The organism is Leclercia tamurae, assembly GCF_025566055.1.
Lineage (GTDB): Bacteria > Pseudomonadota > Gammaproteobacteria > Enterobacterales > Enterobacteriaceae > Enterobacter > Enterobacter tamurae.
Window position 1 is genome coordinate 64,284 of sequence record NZ_JAMHKS010000068.1, and the last position, 15,343, is coordinate 79,626.

Consider the following 15,343-nt stretch of genomic DNA (forward strand, 5'->3'; position numbering starts at 1 on the left):
TTGTCTTACTTCCTTTTTTGAATTACTGCATAGCAAAATTGATTCGTACGACGCCGACTTAAATAAGTCGGCTTTTTTTTGCCTGCAACCCAGCAGCGACTACCCTAAAAGAGTCATCCCGCTCTTCTGGAGGGTAATATGAGCATGCTTTTAACACTGCTGCTGCAACAGACGCGGCAATCGGACCCGGTCCCCACCGATCCGGTGCCTGTTCCCGAACCGATCCCACGCCCACAGCCGATGCCGGATCCGCCACCGGATGAAGTGCCCATTAAAATGTCGCATCAGAGGCGGAGATCTGCGAGGATACGCGCCTGCTGACTGTGTGTCTTTTACCGCGAGAATAACTGTGACTGCTTTTTCAACGCTGAACGTACTGCCTGCCGCCCAACTCGATAACCTTAACGAGTTGGGTTACCTGACGATGACCCCTGTACAAGCTGCCGCCCTGCCAGCGATCCTGGAAGGACGCGATGTCCGCGTACAGGCGAAAACCGGCAGTGGCAAAACGGCAACGTTTGGCCTTGGGCTGTTACAGCATATCGACGCCACCCTTTATAAGACCCAGTCTCTGGTGCTTTGCCCGACGCGCGAGCTGGCGGATCAGGTCGCGGCTGAGTTACGCCGTCTGGCGCGTTTTCTGCCCAACACCAAAATTTTAACCCTCTGCGGGGGCCAGCCGTTCGGCGCCCAGCGCGATTCGTTGCTGCATGCGCCGCACATCATCGTCGCCACGCCAGGGCGACTGCTCGATCACCTGCAAAAGGGCACGGTCTCCCTCGACGCGCTACAGACGCTGGTGCTGGACGAAGCCGACCGGATGCTGGATATGGGCTTTAGCGAGGCCATCGACGAGGTGACCCGTTTTGCGCCGCCGTCGCGTCAGACCATGCTGTTCTCTGCCACCTGGCCAGAGGCGATTGCCGCCATCAGCGGCCGCGTGCAGCAAAACCCGATCGCCATCGAAATTGACACCGTCGACGCGCTGCCGGCGATTGAACAGCAGTTCTTCGATACCACTCAGCGAGGCAAAATCCCGCTGCTGCAAAAGCTGCTCAGCGTGCATCAGCCGGCCTCCTGCGTGGTATTCTGCAACACCAAAAAAGATTGCCAGGCAGTATGTGACGCCCTGACCGAAGCGGGACAGAGCGCGCTGTCGCTGCATGGCGACCTGGAGCAGCGCGATCGCGATCAGACCCTGGTGCGTTTTGCTAACGGCAGCGCCCGCGTGTTGGTGGCGACCGATGTGGCCGCCCGCGGTCTGGACATCAAATCCCTCGAGCTGGTAGTGAACTACGAGCTGGCGTGGGATCCGGAAGTTCACGTTCACCGTATCGGCCGTACTGCCCGTGCCGGTAACAGTGGTCTGGCGATCAGCTTCTGCGCCCCGGAAGAGGCGCAACGCGCCAATATCCTGGCGGAAATGCTGCAAATTAAGCTCAACTGGGTCGATGCCCCGGCCAATGTCAGCGTTGTGCCGCTGGTTGCCGGGATGGCGACGCTCTGTATCGACGGCGGTAAAAAAGCCAAAATGCGTCCGGGTGATGTGCTGGGTGCGCTGACGGGTGATATTGGGCTGGACGGTGCCGATATTGGCAAAATCGCGGTGCATCCGGCGCACGTCTATGTGGCAGTGCGTCAGTCAGTGGCACAGAAGGCGTGGAAACAGCTGCAAAACGGCAAGATTAAAGGCAAAACCTGCAAGGTTCGTCTGCTGAAATAAGCGGGCGGGAGAGCGTCTCAGCGCGATTGCTGAGACGCTTAACGATTTACTTCACTTCAATAACGTTCAGACGCATCTCATCCAGTTGAGCGTCATCTTCTTCAGGCTGCCAGCCCGCCGGCTGCATCGGGATCTCTTCGCGATCGAATGCCAGATCGCCACCGTTCACCACTTCTGAACCGTGCTTAATCCCTTTGAAATCAAACAGGTTGATATCGCTCAGGTGCGAAGGCACCACGTTCTGCATCGCGCTGAACATGGTCTCGATGCGGCCCGGATAACGTTTGTCCCAGTCGCGCAGCATATCGCCAATCACCTGACGCTGCAGGTTCGGCTGGGAGCCACACAGGTTGCACGGAATGATCGGGAAGGCTTTCGCCTCGGAAAAACGCTCGATGTCCTTCTCGCGGCAGTAGGCGAGGGGACGGATCACAATGTGCTTCCCGTCATCGCTCATCAGCTTCGGTGGCATGCCTTTCATTTTGCCGCCGTAGAACATGTTCAGGAACAGCGTCTGTAAGATGTCATCGCGGTGGTGACCGAGGGCAATCTTGGTCGCACCCAGTTCGGTAGCCGTGCGGTACAGAATGCCACGACGCAGGCGGGAGCAGAGCGAGCAGGTGGTTTTGCCTTCGGGGATCTTCTCTTTGACGATGCCGTAGGTGTTCTCTTCGACAATTTTGTACTCAACGCCCAGCTGCTCCAGATATTCCGGCAGGATATGTTCCGGGAATCCTGGCTGCTTCTGATCCAGGTTGACGGCAATTAATGAGAAATTGACCGGTGCGCTTTGCTGAAGATTGCGCAGGATTTCGAGCAGGGTGTAGCTGTCTTTGCCGCCAGACAGGCAGACCATGATGCGGTCGCCTTCTTCAATCATGTTGTAATCCGCAATGGCTTCGCCGACGTTACGGCGCAGACGCTTTTGCAGTTTGTTGAGGTTGTACTGGTCTTTCTTGGTAATTTCTTGATTTTGCGACATTTAATAGTGGCTCAATTCGTTTGTGGCTAAAGCCGCCCAGGCGGCCCACCGTTAAGATGGGGGGCAGCAGGTCAACATGAAAAAGTATGGCGTGTATGGTACGGATTACGGCGGTGAATGTCAGCACGTTTTACAGCAAACGCCTGCCGCCTGGCTGGTTTTAAACAATAGACGCTATAGTTGTAGTCCATCCATAAAACGGGAGGTAGTCATGCAGTATGTTGAAAAAGATGACCCACGCGAGGCCCCGGAGTCGGGCGATAAAAAGCCCCAACCCGTCAAAAAATAGCTGACCGTGCGTCATGCCCACGCCACCGGCATTCGCTGGTGGCTTTTTTATGCCTTCACCCGCCCGCGCCACCCTGACGGCGCTCAGTAAGTAGTGCTGTATCGGCCCTGGGTCCTCATCAAAAAGGCCCATGTGTTGTTGAAGATCAATTCTGTACGATAGAGAAGAGACAGGTACTGAAGGCGATAGTCAGCAAAAACACGACTGATACGATGAGGTGCTAACGATGGGTAAACAGTGGCAATTACTGATAGGTATGTTTGTTTTACTGGCAGTATTTTCATCCGCAAAAGCAGATACCACGGCGATGGGGCTGACGTTAGGTAAAACCACGCTGCAGCAGTTCATTAAAGCTTATCCTTCTGCCCAGCATGAGGGGCGCAGTAAGTGGAGCGACGGTGATATTTTCTCTATTCCCAATAATGAACTGGGATTAGAGGGCGCAAAAAATAATGCGGTTATCTTCAATAAAGCGGGACGGATCACCGCGATTATGCTTGAGCTGGATAAGACGCGATTTGATGAAGTTGAGAGTATGCTCGAACATAAATATGTGGCGCTGAAAAAACAGATCTCTTTCGCCGGTGACAAATACGCCAAATACCAGAATGAAAATGATTTAATCGAGCTCGATGCCCCGTATTTAGCGCCGGTCATGAAACTCACCTACTCAGAACAACTCTTTCAGGAGGCGTGGCTGAAAAAGAGTGCGGAGGAATTTAGCCGCCGCTGATAACGGCGCAGAGGAGGAGGCTGGCTTACACTTAGCCGGTATGCGGCGTTCCGTCACGCCGTCCGTGTGGGTCATGCTTATCGGAAAGGAGCCAGTTATGGCAAATAAAGTCGCTGGGCAGTGTCACTGTGGTGCGGTCAGGTTTACCGTTGAACTCTCGGACGGGTTCAACACTATCCGGCGTTGTAACTGCTCGTTCTGCCGGATGCGCGGGGCAATCGCGGTCTCCGCGCCGTTATCCGGGCTGGACATTATTCAGGGTGCGTCGCTGCTGACCGAATACCGGTTTAATACCCGGGCGGCAGTGCACTATTTTTGTTCGGTCTGCGGGATTTACACCTTCCACCAGCGGCGTTCAACGCCGGATCAGTATGGGGTCAACGTCGCCTGCCTTGAGGGCGTCTCGCCGTTTGATTTCCCGGAGGTGCTGGTGATGGAGGGAAGACACCACCCTAACGACGGGGGTGGCGGTGTGGCCGGTGTGCTGAGCTATCGCGCTAAAGACAGCTAGCGCAGCCATTTATCAGGGCAGGTCATGGGCACAGCGGATGTGCGATCAGGCAATTTTTCTCTCTTTGAATTTGCCTTTCACCACCCCGTCATAGAAACGTCCCTTTGAAACCACACTCAGGAAATCGTTAAAAATACGCACAGGGACGGACTGATATTGCCAGGCGCTGTGATCCCTAAAACGGACTTCCAGCGTCTCGTTGCTTGTGTCGTAGGCAATCGAGGCGATGCGCGAAGATTTAACAGAATGATGGTTCACAATAGCGAGTCCTCTACAGCCGGGCAGACATAAGATTTATCTTGTATCAGAAAGGTTGAGCGGCGCAACAAAATTTGAACGCAAAGCGGCATGGGATGTAAAGCATTAGCCCGCGCGGTAACGCGGGCTAATTTCATCAGAACTGGTAAACCAGACCGACGGCGACAATGTCATCGGTGCCGATGCCATTGTCTTTATAGAACTGATCGTCTTCGTCCAGCAGGTTGATTTTATAATCAACGTAGGTGGACATATTTTTGTTGAAGTAGTAAGCCGCACCGACTTCAGCATATTTAACCAGATCCTGATCGTCCTGACCGTTGCCCAGGTCTTTACCTTTAGACTGCAGGTAAGAGACCACCGGACGCAGGCCGGAATCAAACTGGTACTGAGCCGTCACTTCGAAGTTCTGGGTTTTGTTCGCGACCGCATCTTCCTGATTGCCATATGGGGTCATGTTGCGGGTTTCAGAGTACATCGCCGCCAGGTAGATGTTGTTGGCGTCATATTTCAGACCAGTAGTCCATGCGTCCGCTTTGTCGCCGCCCGCGGTGGTTTCGTTAACCTGTGCATTGGTACGGTCAGAAGAGGTGTAGGCCACCGCCGCGCTGAACCCCATACCGAAGTCGTAGGAGGTGGAGATACCGAAGCCGTCGCCGTTCTCATGACGCACGTCACGACCATTGCTGTTGTTGGTGCCTTCGTTACCGTTACCGCTGCCTTCGTTGTTACCCTGATACTGCAGGGCGACGTTCAGGCCTTCAACCATGCCAAAGAAATCGTTGTTACGGTAGGTCGCCACGCCGTTCGCACGACCGGTCATGAAGTTATCGGCTTTGGTGTAGGTGTCGCCGCCGAACTCTGGCAGCATATCGGTCCAGCCTTCCACGTCGTACAGCACGCCGTAGTTACGGCCATAATCGAAGGAACCGTACTGGTCGAATTTCAGACCAGCAAACGCCAGACGGGTCCAGGACTGATTTGATGAACCTTCAGTGTTGTTTGCCTGAATGTTATATTCCCACTGGCCATAACCGGTGAGCATATCGTTGATCTGGGTTTCGCCTTTAAAGCCGATACGCATATAGGTCTGGTCGCCGTCAGCACCGCTGTCGTCGGAGAAATAGTGCAGACCGTCAACTTTACCGTAGAGATCTAATTTGTTGCCGTCCTTATTATAAATTTCAGCGGCATTTGCTGCGCCTGCCATTAACAGGGCAGGGATCATCAGAGCCAGTACTTTTCTTTGCATTGTGACTATTCCTTATGCTGTTTTTATATTTAATATTTTTAAACTTTCCATTGAACTTTCTGCTGTGGAAAGTGGTCACATGCTAATTCACTCTCTCTCCCAGCGAAAAAGCATAATTGTTACCAATTAAGTGAATTCTCAAGGATTTGCTGCTAATGAAACAGTCATAACTCTAGTGAATACATTAAATAAAAATATATAAAACAAAAATTACTCATTTCTCAATAAACTCAGTAGACTCTGGTTTGTTATATGCCTGTAGTATTTTTGTCCGTTTATTTGATAAATACTTTGCTGATTCATAACTGATATTTATTGCTGAACAGGATCACCCGCCAGTACTTTCCTGGCGGGTTTTTTTATAGCCAAAGGAAAGCCCGGACATGCCGGGCTATACGTGTTATTCGCTGGCCGACTTTTCGGCTTTCCCGGCAAGCTGCGCCAGGAAGTCGTAGCGTTTTTGCAGATCGGCGGCGGCATCCTTCCACAGCTGCTCTGCCACTTCGGGCTGCTGGGCATTGAGACGACGGAAGCGTTGCTCCTGCATCAGCGTCTCTGCCAGCGCATCCGACGGTGGACGGGAGTCCAGTGCCAGCGGCAGCTTACCCTCATCGGCACGACGCGGGTCGAAGCGATACAGCGGCCAGAAGCCGGTAGCCGTCAGCTGGCGCATCTGATCGTGGCTCAGGGCCAGATCGTAGCCGTGCTCCTCGCATGGGCTATATGCGATGATCAGCGACGGACCCGGATAGGCTTCCGCCTCCTGAATCGCCTTCACGGTCTGGTTCAGCTGCGCCCCCAGCGAGATCTGCGCTACATACACATGACCGTACATCATCATGCTGACCCCCAAATCTTTGCGCGCCTTGCGTTTGCCATGCTCGCCAAACTTGGTTACCGCCCCCAGCGGCGTCGCTTTTGACGCCTGGCCGCCGGTATTGGAGTAACACTGGGTATCCAGCACCAGAATATTGACGTTCTCGGTCAGACTGAGGACATGATCCAGGCCGCCAAAGCCGATGTCATAGGCCCAGCCGTCACCGCCAATCAGCCAGATCGATTTCTCGACCAGCGCATCGGCATCGGTTAACAGCTGTTCAGCCCCTTCGACGCCCCTCAGATGCTGACGCAGCTCCGCCACCTGCTGACGACGCACGTCCGGCGTAGCCTCGCTGTGCAGGGCGCTGTTCAGCTCGGCCGGGATGTTGTCGGCAAACTGTTCCAGCAGACGCATCACGCGCACCCGATGCTGATCCACCGTTAAGCGGAAGCCCAGACCAAACTCGGCGTTATCCTCGAACAGCGAGTTGGCCCACGCCGGGCCGCGGCCGTTGGCGTCGGTGGTGTACGGCGTTGACGGCAGGTTGCCGCCATAAATTGACGAACAGCCGGTGGCGTTGGCGATCAGCATCCGGTCGCCATACAGCTGGGTCAGCAGCTTGATGTACGGCGTTTCGCCGCAGCCGGAACAGGCTCCGGAGTATTCGAACAGCGGGGTGATCAGCTGCGAGGTACGAATATCAATGCGCTCGAGGCTGTTGCGATCGATTTCCGGCAGGTCGAGGAAGAAGTCGTAATTCACCTTCTCCTCTTCCACATGCTCAAGGCGCGACATCATATTGATAGCCTTGATCTCCGGGTTCTGGCGATCTTTCGCCGGGCAGACTTCCACGCACAGGTTACAGCCGGTGCAATCTTCCGGTGCCACCTGCAGGACATATTTCTGGCCGCGCATGTCGCGGGATTTCACATCCAGCGAGTGCAGGCTGGCCGGGGCGCTCTCCATTGCCTCAGGCGAGACGACTTTGGCGCGAATGGCGGAGTGCGGGCAGGCCGCCACGCAGTGGTTACACTGGGTACACAACTCCTCTTTCCAGATCGGGATCGCTTCGGCGATATTGCGTTTTTCCCAGCGGGTGGTCCCCATCGGCCAGGTGCCGTCCGGCGGCAGGGCGGAGACCGGCAGGGCATCGCCCAGACCGGCCAGCATCGCGGCGGTAACGGTTTTGACAAAATCCGGCGCGGCATCGGAAACCACCGGCGGACGGTTCGGGCTGTGAGCATTCACCGGTTGCAACGGCACCTCCGCCAGCGACTCCCGCGCCAGGGCCAGCGCCTGCCAGTTGCGTTCCACCAGCTCCTGGCCTTTGCTGCTGTAGCTTTTGGCGATCGCCCCCTGGAGTTCCATCAGGGCGCTGTCGCCCGGCAGGATCTTCGTCAGATGGAAAAACGCCATCTGCATAACGGTGTTAATACGTGCTGCCAGGCCGCACTCACGGGCGATTTTTGCCGCATTAACGATATAGAATTTGGCTTTTTTCTGGTTCAGCACCGCCTGTACTTCCTGCGGCAGCCGCCCCCAGACCTCATCGGCACTGTAGGGGGTATTGAGCAGGAATATCCCGCCCGGTTTCAGGCGCTCGGCCATCTGGTATTTGTCGATAAACTGCAGCTGGTGGCAGCCGACGAAATCGGCCTGCGACACCAGATAGGCCGAGCGGATCGGCTGCTCGCTGACGCGCAGGTGAGAAACCGTCAGGCCCCCGGCTTTTTTCGAGTCATAGACGAAATAGCCCTGGGCATACCACGGCGTGGAGTTACCGATGATCTTGATGTTATTTTTGGTGGCCGACACGCTGCCATCGCTGCCCAGACCGTAAAACAGCGCTTCCAACTTCGCGGTGGAGGGCAGGGTATTTTCCGGCAACGACAGCGACAGATTGGTCACATCGTCATAGATACCGACGGTGAAGCGCGGCTTCGGCTTCGCAGCGCTCAGCTCGTTGAAGATCGCCAGCACGCAATCCGGGCCAAATTCTTTGGAGGAGAGGCCATAGCGTCCGCCAATCACCCGCGGGAGTGTCTCGCGCTCGCCGCCGTTGAAGGCCTCGGCCAGGGCGGTCATCACGTCGAGATAGAGCGGCTCGGCCTGGGCGCCCGGCTCTTTGGTACGATCCAGCACCGCCACCGACCGCACGCTTTCCGGCAATACCGCCAGCAGGTGTTTCGCGGAGAACGGGCGATACAGGCGCACTTTCAGCACCCCCACTTTTTCGCCCTGGCTCAGCAGCTCATCCACCACCTCTTCACAGGTGCCGATGGCCGACCCCATGATGACAATCACGCGCTCCGCCTGCGGATGGCCGTAATACTCGAACGGTTTGTACTCGCGTCCGGTGGCGGCGGCAAAATCGGTCATCGCCTGCTCCACGTGGTCATAGACCGCGTTGTACCACGGGTTGGTAGCTTCCCTGGACTGGAAGTACGTATCCGGGTTGGCGGAGGTGCCGCGGATCACCGGATGCTCCGGATTCAGCGCGCGGGCGCGGTGGGCGTCAATCTCCGCCTGCGGGAGCAGGCTGCGGATGGTGTCGTCGGATATCGACACGATCTTGTTAATCTCGTGCGAGGTACGGAACCCGTCGAAGAAATGGATAAACGGCACCCGGCTTTTCAGCGTCGCCATGTGGGAGATGAGGGCAAAATCCTGCGCCTCCTGCACGCTGGCGGAACAGAGCAGAGCGCAGCCGGTCTGGCGCACGGCCATCACATCGGAGTGATCGCCAAAAATCGACAGGGCGTGGGTGGCGATGGTGCGCGCTGCGACGTGCAGCACGAAGGGGGTGAGCTGTCCCGCCAGCTTGTACAGCGTCGGGATCATCAGCAGCAACCCCTGCGACGAGGTGAAGGAGGTGGACAGCGCCCCGGTCTGCAGCGCGCCGTGGACGGTAGCAATCGCCCCGGCTTCTGACTGCATTTCGACCACGCGAGGGACATCGCCCCAGACGTTCTTCAGCCCGTTTCCGGCCCAGGCATCCGCCTGTTCAGCCATGGTTGAGCTGGGTGTAATGGGATAAATGGCGATCACTTCACTGGTGCGAAACGCGACGGACGCGACTGCGCCATTCCCGTCAATAGTTTGCATATGACACCCTTACATTGCGCAAAGAAAAAGGGACCCGTGACACGTCGACGCGTCCTGTAGTTATCTTTTTATTTTAGCAAAGGCCCGCTGAAACGATTTTCGCTTTTGTGTCCTGCTTATTAATGCCATCAATGGTTTGATCAAACTTTTGCCTGAAAATAGTCTGCAATTGTTTTGACAGCGCAGAAAACCGCGCTTCGGCTCTCGACGGCAGGACGTGGGATGCCTATTATGCATAGGTTTTGCAATTCAATAGGGGGAGAGATTATGCGCGCAGCATTTTGGGTAGGGTGTGCCGCTTTGTTACTGTCGGCCTGTAGCAATGAACCAGTACAGCAGGCTACCGCCGCGCACGTCGCGCCGGGGATGAGAGCGGCGATGTCCAGTTCCGGCGAGGCGAATTGCGCCATGATTGGCGGGTCGCTGTCCATTGCGCGTCAGCTGGATGGCTCGGCCATCGGCATGTGTGCGCTACCTAACGGCAAACGCTGCAATGAACAGTCGCTTGCCGGCGGTTCATGCGGGGCTTACTGATTACTCTGCGCGTTTAAAGACCAGCGTCGTCTCTGCCGTCGCCAGGGTTAACACGTCTTCCGTCAGATCGACCTGCGTGCCGTTACGCAGCATTGTGCCGATCGCGTGGTCCAGGTCGTTGAGCTGGGGTTCGGTACACAGTTTTCGCGTCATGGCGAGCGCTTTCACCTTGAGCTCGCCATCTGACAGCTTGCCTTGTCCGTTGAAGCGGTTACACATCACACCGGATACGGCCAGGTCTTCTCCAAAGGCGATTTCCGGCGGGGTGTTGGCCGGGTTGATGGCGGTGCCGTTGATACTTTGCAGCACGAAGCGGTGCTGCTGAAGCTGTTCTTCCTGAACAGAGGCTTTTCCTGGATTGACACAACCTGCCAGCGCCATGCTGAGGATCGTTACTGCGACGAGCATTTTCATGGTTCTTCTCAATGTATTCACTTCATAAATATCTAATGCATAGTCTATTGCGCTGGCGGGAATTGTCTTGCGGGAAAATCTGAAAACCTGGCGGGGGTTGTTCCCTCTCCCTTGAGGGAGAGGGGGAATTACGTCACTCAGAACAGCGCGTTCGGGCTCGCTTCGCCTTTCTCGAGCTGGCTCAGGTTCCCCAACGTGGTCTCCGAAATACTGATCAGCGCCTCGGCGGTCAGGAACGCCTGATGGCCGGTAAACAGCACGTTGTGGCAGGCGGAGAGGCGACGGAACACGTCATCCTGGATCACGTCGTTGGACTTATCTTCAAAGAACAGATCCCGTTCGTTCTCATATACGTCCATCCCCAGTGCGCCGATTTTTTGCGTTTTCAGCGCTTCAATGGCCGCCTGAGAGTCCACAAGGCCACCGCGGCTGGTGTTAACGATCATCACGCCGTCTTTCATCTGGTCAAATGCGCTCTGGTTCAGCAGATGGTAATTGTCTGCGGTCAGCGGGCAGTGCAGGGAGATGACGTCTGACTCGGCATACAGGGTTGCCAGGTCGACATACTCCACGCCCATCTCCAGCGCGGCAGCGCTTGGATACGGGTCGAACGCCAGCAGGCGCATACCAAAGCCTTTCAGGATCCGCAGCGCCGCGATACCGATTTTACCGGTGCCGATCACCCCGGCAGTTTTGCCGTACATGGTGAAACCGGTCAGCCCTTCCAGCGAGAAGTTGGCATCACGGGTACGTTGATAAGCACGGTGAATACGACGGTTTAAGGACATCATCAGGCCGATGGCATGTTCAGCCACTGCTTCCGGAGAGTAGGCCGGCACGCGCACCACCTGCAGACCCAGCTCTTTGGCCGCGTCGAGGTCAACATTGTTGAAGCCCGCGCAGCGCAGCGCGATGTACTTCACGCCCTGTCTTTTTAACTCTTCCAGCACTGGGCGACTGCCGTCGTCGTTAACAAAAATACAGACCGCATCGAAGCCGTGGGCCGTTTTGGCTGTTTTTTCGTTAAGCAGAAAGTCGAAAAATTCAAGTTCGAATCCATATCCCTCGTTAACATGTTGCAGATACTTTTTGTCGTACTGCTTTGTGCTATATACCGCGAGTTTCATAAGACTTTCTCCAGTGATTTTGGAACTACGTTAGCATGATTAAAATAATCATACAAATTATAAAATATTATTGAATTCAATAAGTTCTGAGAATGATTTTACACCATCCCACCTCCCGCAGGTGAAATAGAGAAGGCGCTTGTTTCATCTCACAATAAACGTAAATAAAACAACAGCATAAAATTAATTTACTGCCGTCTCGCTCGATATAACTATAAGCGTAACTTATAGTTTTAGGGTGGCGACTTGCTGCATCTACAATCGGAGTTTCAAAATGAAATCCACCGCACAACATGTCTCAAAAGAACAACCTAAGCAGCCGCAAAAGAATCAAGATGAGCAGACCAAACAGAAACCAGGTAAATCAAAATAACCTCTCATAACGCAGTTTGACGGAGGCTTTATGGCTGATCGTCCCGACTATATTGATCCCATTCCTGATGATGAACCACTTCCTGGTGGCAGCGATCCCCTCCCGGGTGACACCGATCCACTCCTCCCGGGTGATGACATACCTGATGTGAATGACCCGCTGGATCCTGATGACCCTGATGTAATCAGAAGATAGGGTCAGAAACCGCTTTTCTAAACCGCCTCCGGGCGGTTTTTTGTTGCCATAAATGGGCGTGGGCGAAGATTAAAAACGCTCACATTCATAATTAACACATCTATTCTTAAACAGGCCTTCGCTTCACCTGCCTGACGAAACATGCCACAATATTCCATACTGTCGGCTAATTTTTTCGCTAAATCAGGATATTAACTGCCCATGAGGGGTAAATACAAAGCCGCAATCGCGCTACTGCTGCTGATCGTTCTTTTGCCGCTGACGCTGCTGCTGACCCTTGCGCAGTGGGTTCCTACGCTTGCCGGGATCTGGCTGCCTGCCGGTACCCGGATCGCGTTTGAAAAAAGCCCGCGCCTGACCCGCAACGCACTGGTGATCGCCGATCTGCGCTATCTGGTAGACGACTGCGAAATCGCCCGCATCGAAGACGCTACCCTCAGCCACCCGAGCCGCTGGAAAATCGACATCGCCGGGCTGGATCTCAACAGTGCCTGCCTGAGTAAAATCCCCGCCAGTGAGTCCACGCCCGCCGCACCGCGAACGCTGGCCGAGTGGCAGTCGCTACTGCCCAATACCTGGCTGACCATCGAGCGCCTGACGCTCTCTCCCTGGCAACAGTGGCAGGGGAAGCTAACCGCCTCGCTGACTCCAACGCGACAGGAGATCACTTACCACGGAGATCAGTTTAGTCTGCGTGGCACACTCCGGGGACGTTCTCTGACCGTCAGCGACGTCACGCTCAATCTGCCCGATAACCCCCAGCCCGTGACCCTGGTGGGGGAATTTACCCTGCCGCTGGTGCCGGACGGCCTGCCGGTGCAGGGGCATGCGGCAGCGACCTTCTCGGTGCCGCAGCTCCCGTCGCTGGTGGATGCCGATCTGTCGTGGCAGGACAATCAGGGCCAGCTGGTGATGGTTGAGCGGGAGAGTGGCGAGCCGCTGCTGGATCTCCCCTGGCAGATCACGCCCGACCAGCTGACTATCAGCGACGGTCGCTGGCGCTGGGATCGTGCGGGTGTTCCCCTGAGCGGTCGCCTGGGGCTGAAGATCGACAACTGGCAGCAGGGCACCGAGCGCGCCGTTATCAGCGGGCGGATGAACGTCCTGACCCAGGGCGATGCCGGGAAAGGCAACGCGGTACTGAGCTTTGGTCCCGGCAAGCTGAGCATGGATAATAGCGCTATGCCGCTGCAGCTTACCGGCGTGGCCAAACAGAACGATCTGATCCTCTATGTTGGGTTGCCCGCCATGCTGACCGGTAGCCTGGCCGAGCCCCGGCTGGCCTTTGCGCCAGGTGCGCTGCTACGCTCCCGCGGGCGAATTATTGATTCCCTGAATATCGATGAAGTGCGCTGGCCGCTGGCCGGGGTGGCGCTGACCCGCAAGGGGATTGACGGTCGCCTGCAGGCGATTTTGCGCGCCCACGAGCGGGAGATGGGGGATTTCACCCTGCACCTCGACGGTCGGGCCAATGATTTCCTGCCGGATAGCGGCTTGTGGCAGTGGCGCTACTGGGGGGAAGGCAACTTCACCCCGATGCAGGCCCGCTGGGACGTGGCGGGCAGGGGCGAGTGGCGCGACAGCGTGATTGAACTGAGCGAACTCTCAACCGGGTTCGACCAGCTGAAGTACGGCTCGATGCATGCCAGCGTCCCGCGAATGGTGCTGGACAGCCCGATCCGCTGGCAGCGCGATCCCGCCCGGCCACACTTCAGCGGCGCGTTATCCTTTGACGCCGGGGAAACCACCTTCACCGGCGGCAGCGTATTACCACCGTCGACGGTCAAATTCAGCGTCGATGGCAGCGATCCGACTCTGTTCCGGTTCAAAGGCACCCTCAACGCCGAAGCGATCGGCCCGGTGCAGCTGAACGGGCGCTGGGACGGGGAGCGTCTGCGCGGCCAGGCCTGGTGGCCTAAGCAGTCCCTGACCGTCTTCCAGCCGCTGGTGCCGCCGGAGTGGAAAATGACCCTGCGCGAAGGAGAGCTGTACGCTCAGGTGGCGTTCTCCGCAGCGGCCGATCAGGGCTTTGAGGCCGGGGGCCACGGGGTGGTGAAAAGCGGCAGCGTCTGGATGCCCGATAACAAAATCAATGGTGTCGATTTTGTTCTGCCGTTCCGCTTCAGCGAAGGCACCTGGTCGCTGGGCACGCGCGGTCCGGTGACGTTACGCATCGGCGAAGTGATCAATCAGGTCACGGCCCGCAACATCACCGCCGATTTGCAGGGCGACTACCCCTGGAGCGAAGCGAATCCGCTCCTGCTCACCGACGTCAGCGTGGATCTGCTGGGGGGCAAAGTGACCATGCAGCAGCTACGGATGCCGCAGCACGACGCGGCCCTGTTGCGGGTGACTAATATCTCCTCCAGCGAGTTGATTAGCGCTATTAATCCGAAACAGTTTACCTTGTCCGGGCCGTTCAGCGGGGCGCTGCCGTTCTGGCTGGACAACGACAAGTGGATCATCAAAGATGGCTGGCTGACCAATTCTGGCCCGATGACCCTGCGTCTCGACCAGGACACCGCTGATGCCCTCGTCAAAGATAACAGTGCGGCAGGGGCGATTAACTGGCTTCGCTATATGGAAATTTCGCAGTCGTGGACGACACTCAATGTAGATAATCTGGGTGAATTAACCCTGGCATCGACCCTGCGTGGCGCCAGCCGTTCCGGGGACCAGACGCAAGCCGTTAACCTCAACTACACCCATCAGGAGAACCTGTTTACCCTCTGGCGCAGCCTGCGTTTTGGTGACAACCTGCAGACCTGGCTGGAGCAACACGCAGCATTACCGGATAACCGCTGCCCGACAGGCAAGGAATGTAAGGAACAACCATGAAAAAGCTGGCCGGTGGGTTCACCGCGATTGTGATCCTGACGCTGACAGGCTGTACGCCGAGGATCGAAGTGGCGGCGTCGAAAGAGCCAATCACCATCAACATGAACGTTAAAATTGAACATGAAATCCATATCAAAGTGGATAAAGACGTCGAGACGCTGCTGAAATCACGCAGCGATCTGTTCTGAG

The 15,343-nt window shown here is 56.2% G+C and carries 15 protein-coding genes and 1 pseudogene; 9 read left to right on the forward strand and 7 right to left on the reverse strand.

Translation table 11 applies throughout. The annotated features are described in order from the left end of the window. Positions 1-144 precede the first annotated feature (144 nt). Together ynaL and dbpA are read left to right on the forward strand one after the other, a co-directional pair. Entirely contained in the window at positions 145-321 is a 177-nt protein-coding gene (gene ynaL / locus M8318_RS22640; protein WP_269468323.1) for a proline-rich small protein YnaL, read from the forward strand. A 28-nt stretch (positions 322-349) separates the two neighbouring features. Then, entirely contained in the window at positions 350-1,723 is a 1,374-nt protein-coding gene (gene dbpA, locus M8318_RS06300; protein ID WP_106993088.1) for an ATP-dependent RNA helicase DbpA, read from the forward strand. Between the two features lie 46 nt (positions 1,724-1,769). On the opposite strand, the gene ttcA is transcribed toward dbpA, so the two are convergent. Next, entirely contained in the window at positions 1,770-2,705 is a 936-nt protein-coding gene (gene ttcA, locus M8318_RS06305) for a tRNA 2-thiocytidine(32) synthetase TtcA (protein WP_262661474.1), read from the reverse strand. Between the two features lie 74 nt (positions 2,706-2,779). Further along, positions 2,780-2,884, reverse strand: a pseudogene (locus M8318_RS22725) (hypothetical protein); the annotation flags it as partial. A 32-nt stretch (positions 2,885-2,916) separates the two neighbouring features. On the opposite strand from M8318_RS22725, the gene M8318_RS06310 reads away from it, so the two are divergent. The 3 genes from M8318_RS06310 (at position 2,917) to M8318_RS06320 (ending at position 4,238) form a co-directional block, all read left to right on the forward strand. Then, a complete protein-coding gene (locus M8318_RS06310; RefSeq protein WP_225759512.1) occupies positions 2,917-2,994 on the forward strand; it encodes a hypothetical protein in 78 nt (25 codons plus the stop codon). Between the two features lie 226 nt (positions 2,995-3,220). After that, positions 3,221-3,727, forward strand: a complete 507-nt coding sequence (locus M8318_RS06315) for a hypothetical protein (protein ID WP_262661476.1) — start codon at positions 3,221-3,223, stop codon at positions 3,725-3,727. 97 nt (positions 3,728-3,824) lie between these two features. Beyond that, the gene (locus M8318_RS06320; protein ID WP_262661478.1) at positions 3,825-4,238 is read left to right on the forward strand and encodes a GFA family protein; all 414 of its coding nucleotides are present in this window, start codon (positions 3,825-3,827) and stop codon (positions 4,236-4,238) included. A gap of 45 nt (positions 4,239-4,283) precedes the next feature. On the opposite strand, the gene M8318_RS06325 is transcribed toward M8318_RS06320, so the two are convergent. From M8318_RS06325 to nifJ, 3 genes are all read right to left on the reverse strand, one after another. Beyond that, positions 4,284-4,496: a KTSC domain-containing protein gene (locus M8318_RS06325; protein WP_106993083.1), complete on the reverse strand. Its 213-nt coding sequence runs from the start codon at positions 4,494-4,496 to the stop codon at positions 4,284-4,286. A gap of 136 nt (positions 4,497-4,632) precedes the next feature. Continuing rightward, positions 4,633-5,748: a porin OmpC gene (gene ompC, locus M8318_RS06330; protein ID WP_262661480.1), complete on the reverse strand. Its 1,116-nt coding sequence runs from the start codon at positions 5,746-5,748 to the stop codon at positions 4,633-4,635. 400 nt (positions 5,749-6,148) lie between these two features. Next, positions 6,149-9,673, reverse strand: coding sequence for a pyruvate:ferredoxin (flavodoxin) oxidoreductase (nifJ, locus tag M8318_RS06335; protein WP_262661482.1), 3,525 nt, complete (start codon positions 9,671-9,673; stop codon positions 6,149-6,151). A gap of 267 nt (positions 9,674-9,940) precedes the next feature. Here nifJ and M8318_RS06340 point away from each other — a divergent pair, with 267 nt between their 5' ends. After that, complete coding sequence (locus tag M8318_RS06340; protein WP_106993551.1) at positions 9,941-10,207, forward strand: putative hemolysin; 267 nt, start codon at positions 9,941-9,943, stop codon at positions 10,205-10,207. On the opposite strand, the gene hslJ is transcribed toward M8318_RS06340, so the two are convergent. Together hslJ and M8318_RS06350 are read right to left on the reverse strand one after the other, a co-directional pair. After that, complete coding sequence (gene hslJ, locus M8318_RS06345) at positions 10,208-10,621, reverse strand: heat shock protein HslJ (protein WP_262661485.1); 414 nt, start codon at positions 10,619-10,621, stop codon at positions 10,208-10,210. It abuts the gene before it with no gap. A gap of 137 nt (positions 10,622-10,758) precedes the next feature. Next, positions 10,759-11,748, reverse strand: coding sequence for a 2-hydroxyacid dehydrogenase (locus M8318_RS06350; protein WP_106993079.1), 990 nt, complete (start codon positions 11,746-11,748; stop codon positions 10,759-10,761). Between the two features lie 389 nt (positions 11,749-12,137). On the opposite strand from M8318_RS06350, the gene M8318_RS06355 reads away from it, so the two are divergent. From M8318_RS06355 to M8318_RS06365, 3 genes are all read left to right on the forward strand, one after another. Beyond that, positions 12,138-12,272, forward strand: coding sequence for a hypothetical protein (locus tag M8318_RS06355; protein WP_262661488.1), 135 nt, complete (start codon positions 12,138-12,140; stop codon positions 12,270-12,272). Between the two features lie 245 nt (positions 12,273-12,517). Next, positions 12,518-15,154, forward strand: a complete 2,637-nt coding sequence (locus tag M8318_RS06360; RefSeq protein WP_262661490.1) for a YdbH family protein — start codon at positions 12,518-12,520, stop codon at positions 15,152-15,154. Continuing rightward, a complete protein-coding gene (locus tag M8318_RS06365; protein ID WP_059307766.1) occupies positions 15,151-15,342 on the forward strand; it encodes a YnbE family lipoprotein in 192 nt (63 codons plus the stop codon). Before M8318_RS06360 ends, M8318_RS06365 begins: the two co-directional genes overlap by 4 nt. Position 15,343 lies beyond the last annotated feature (1 nt).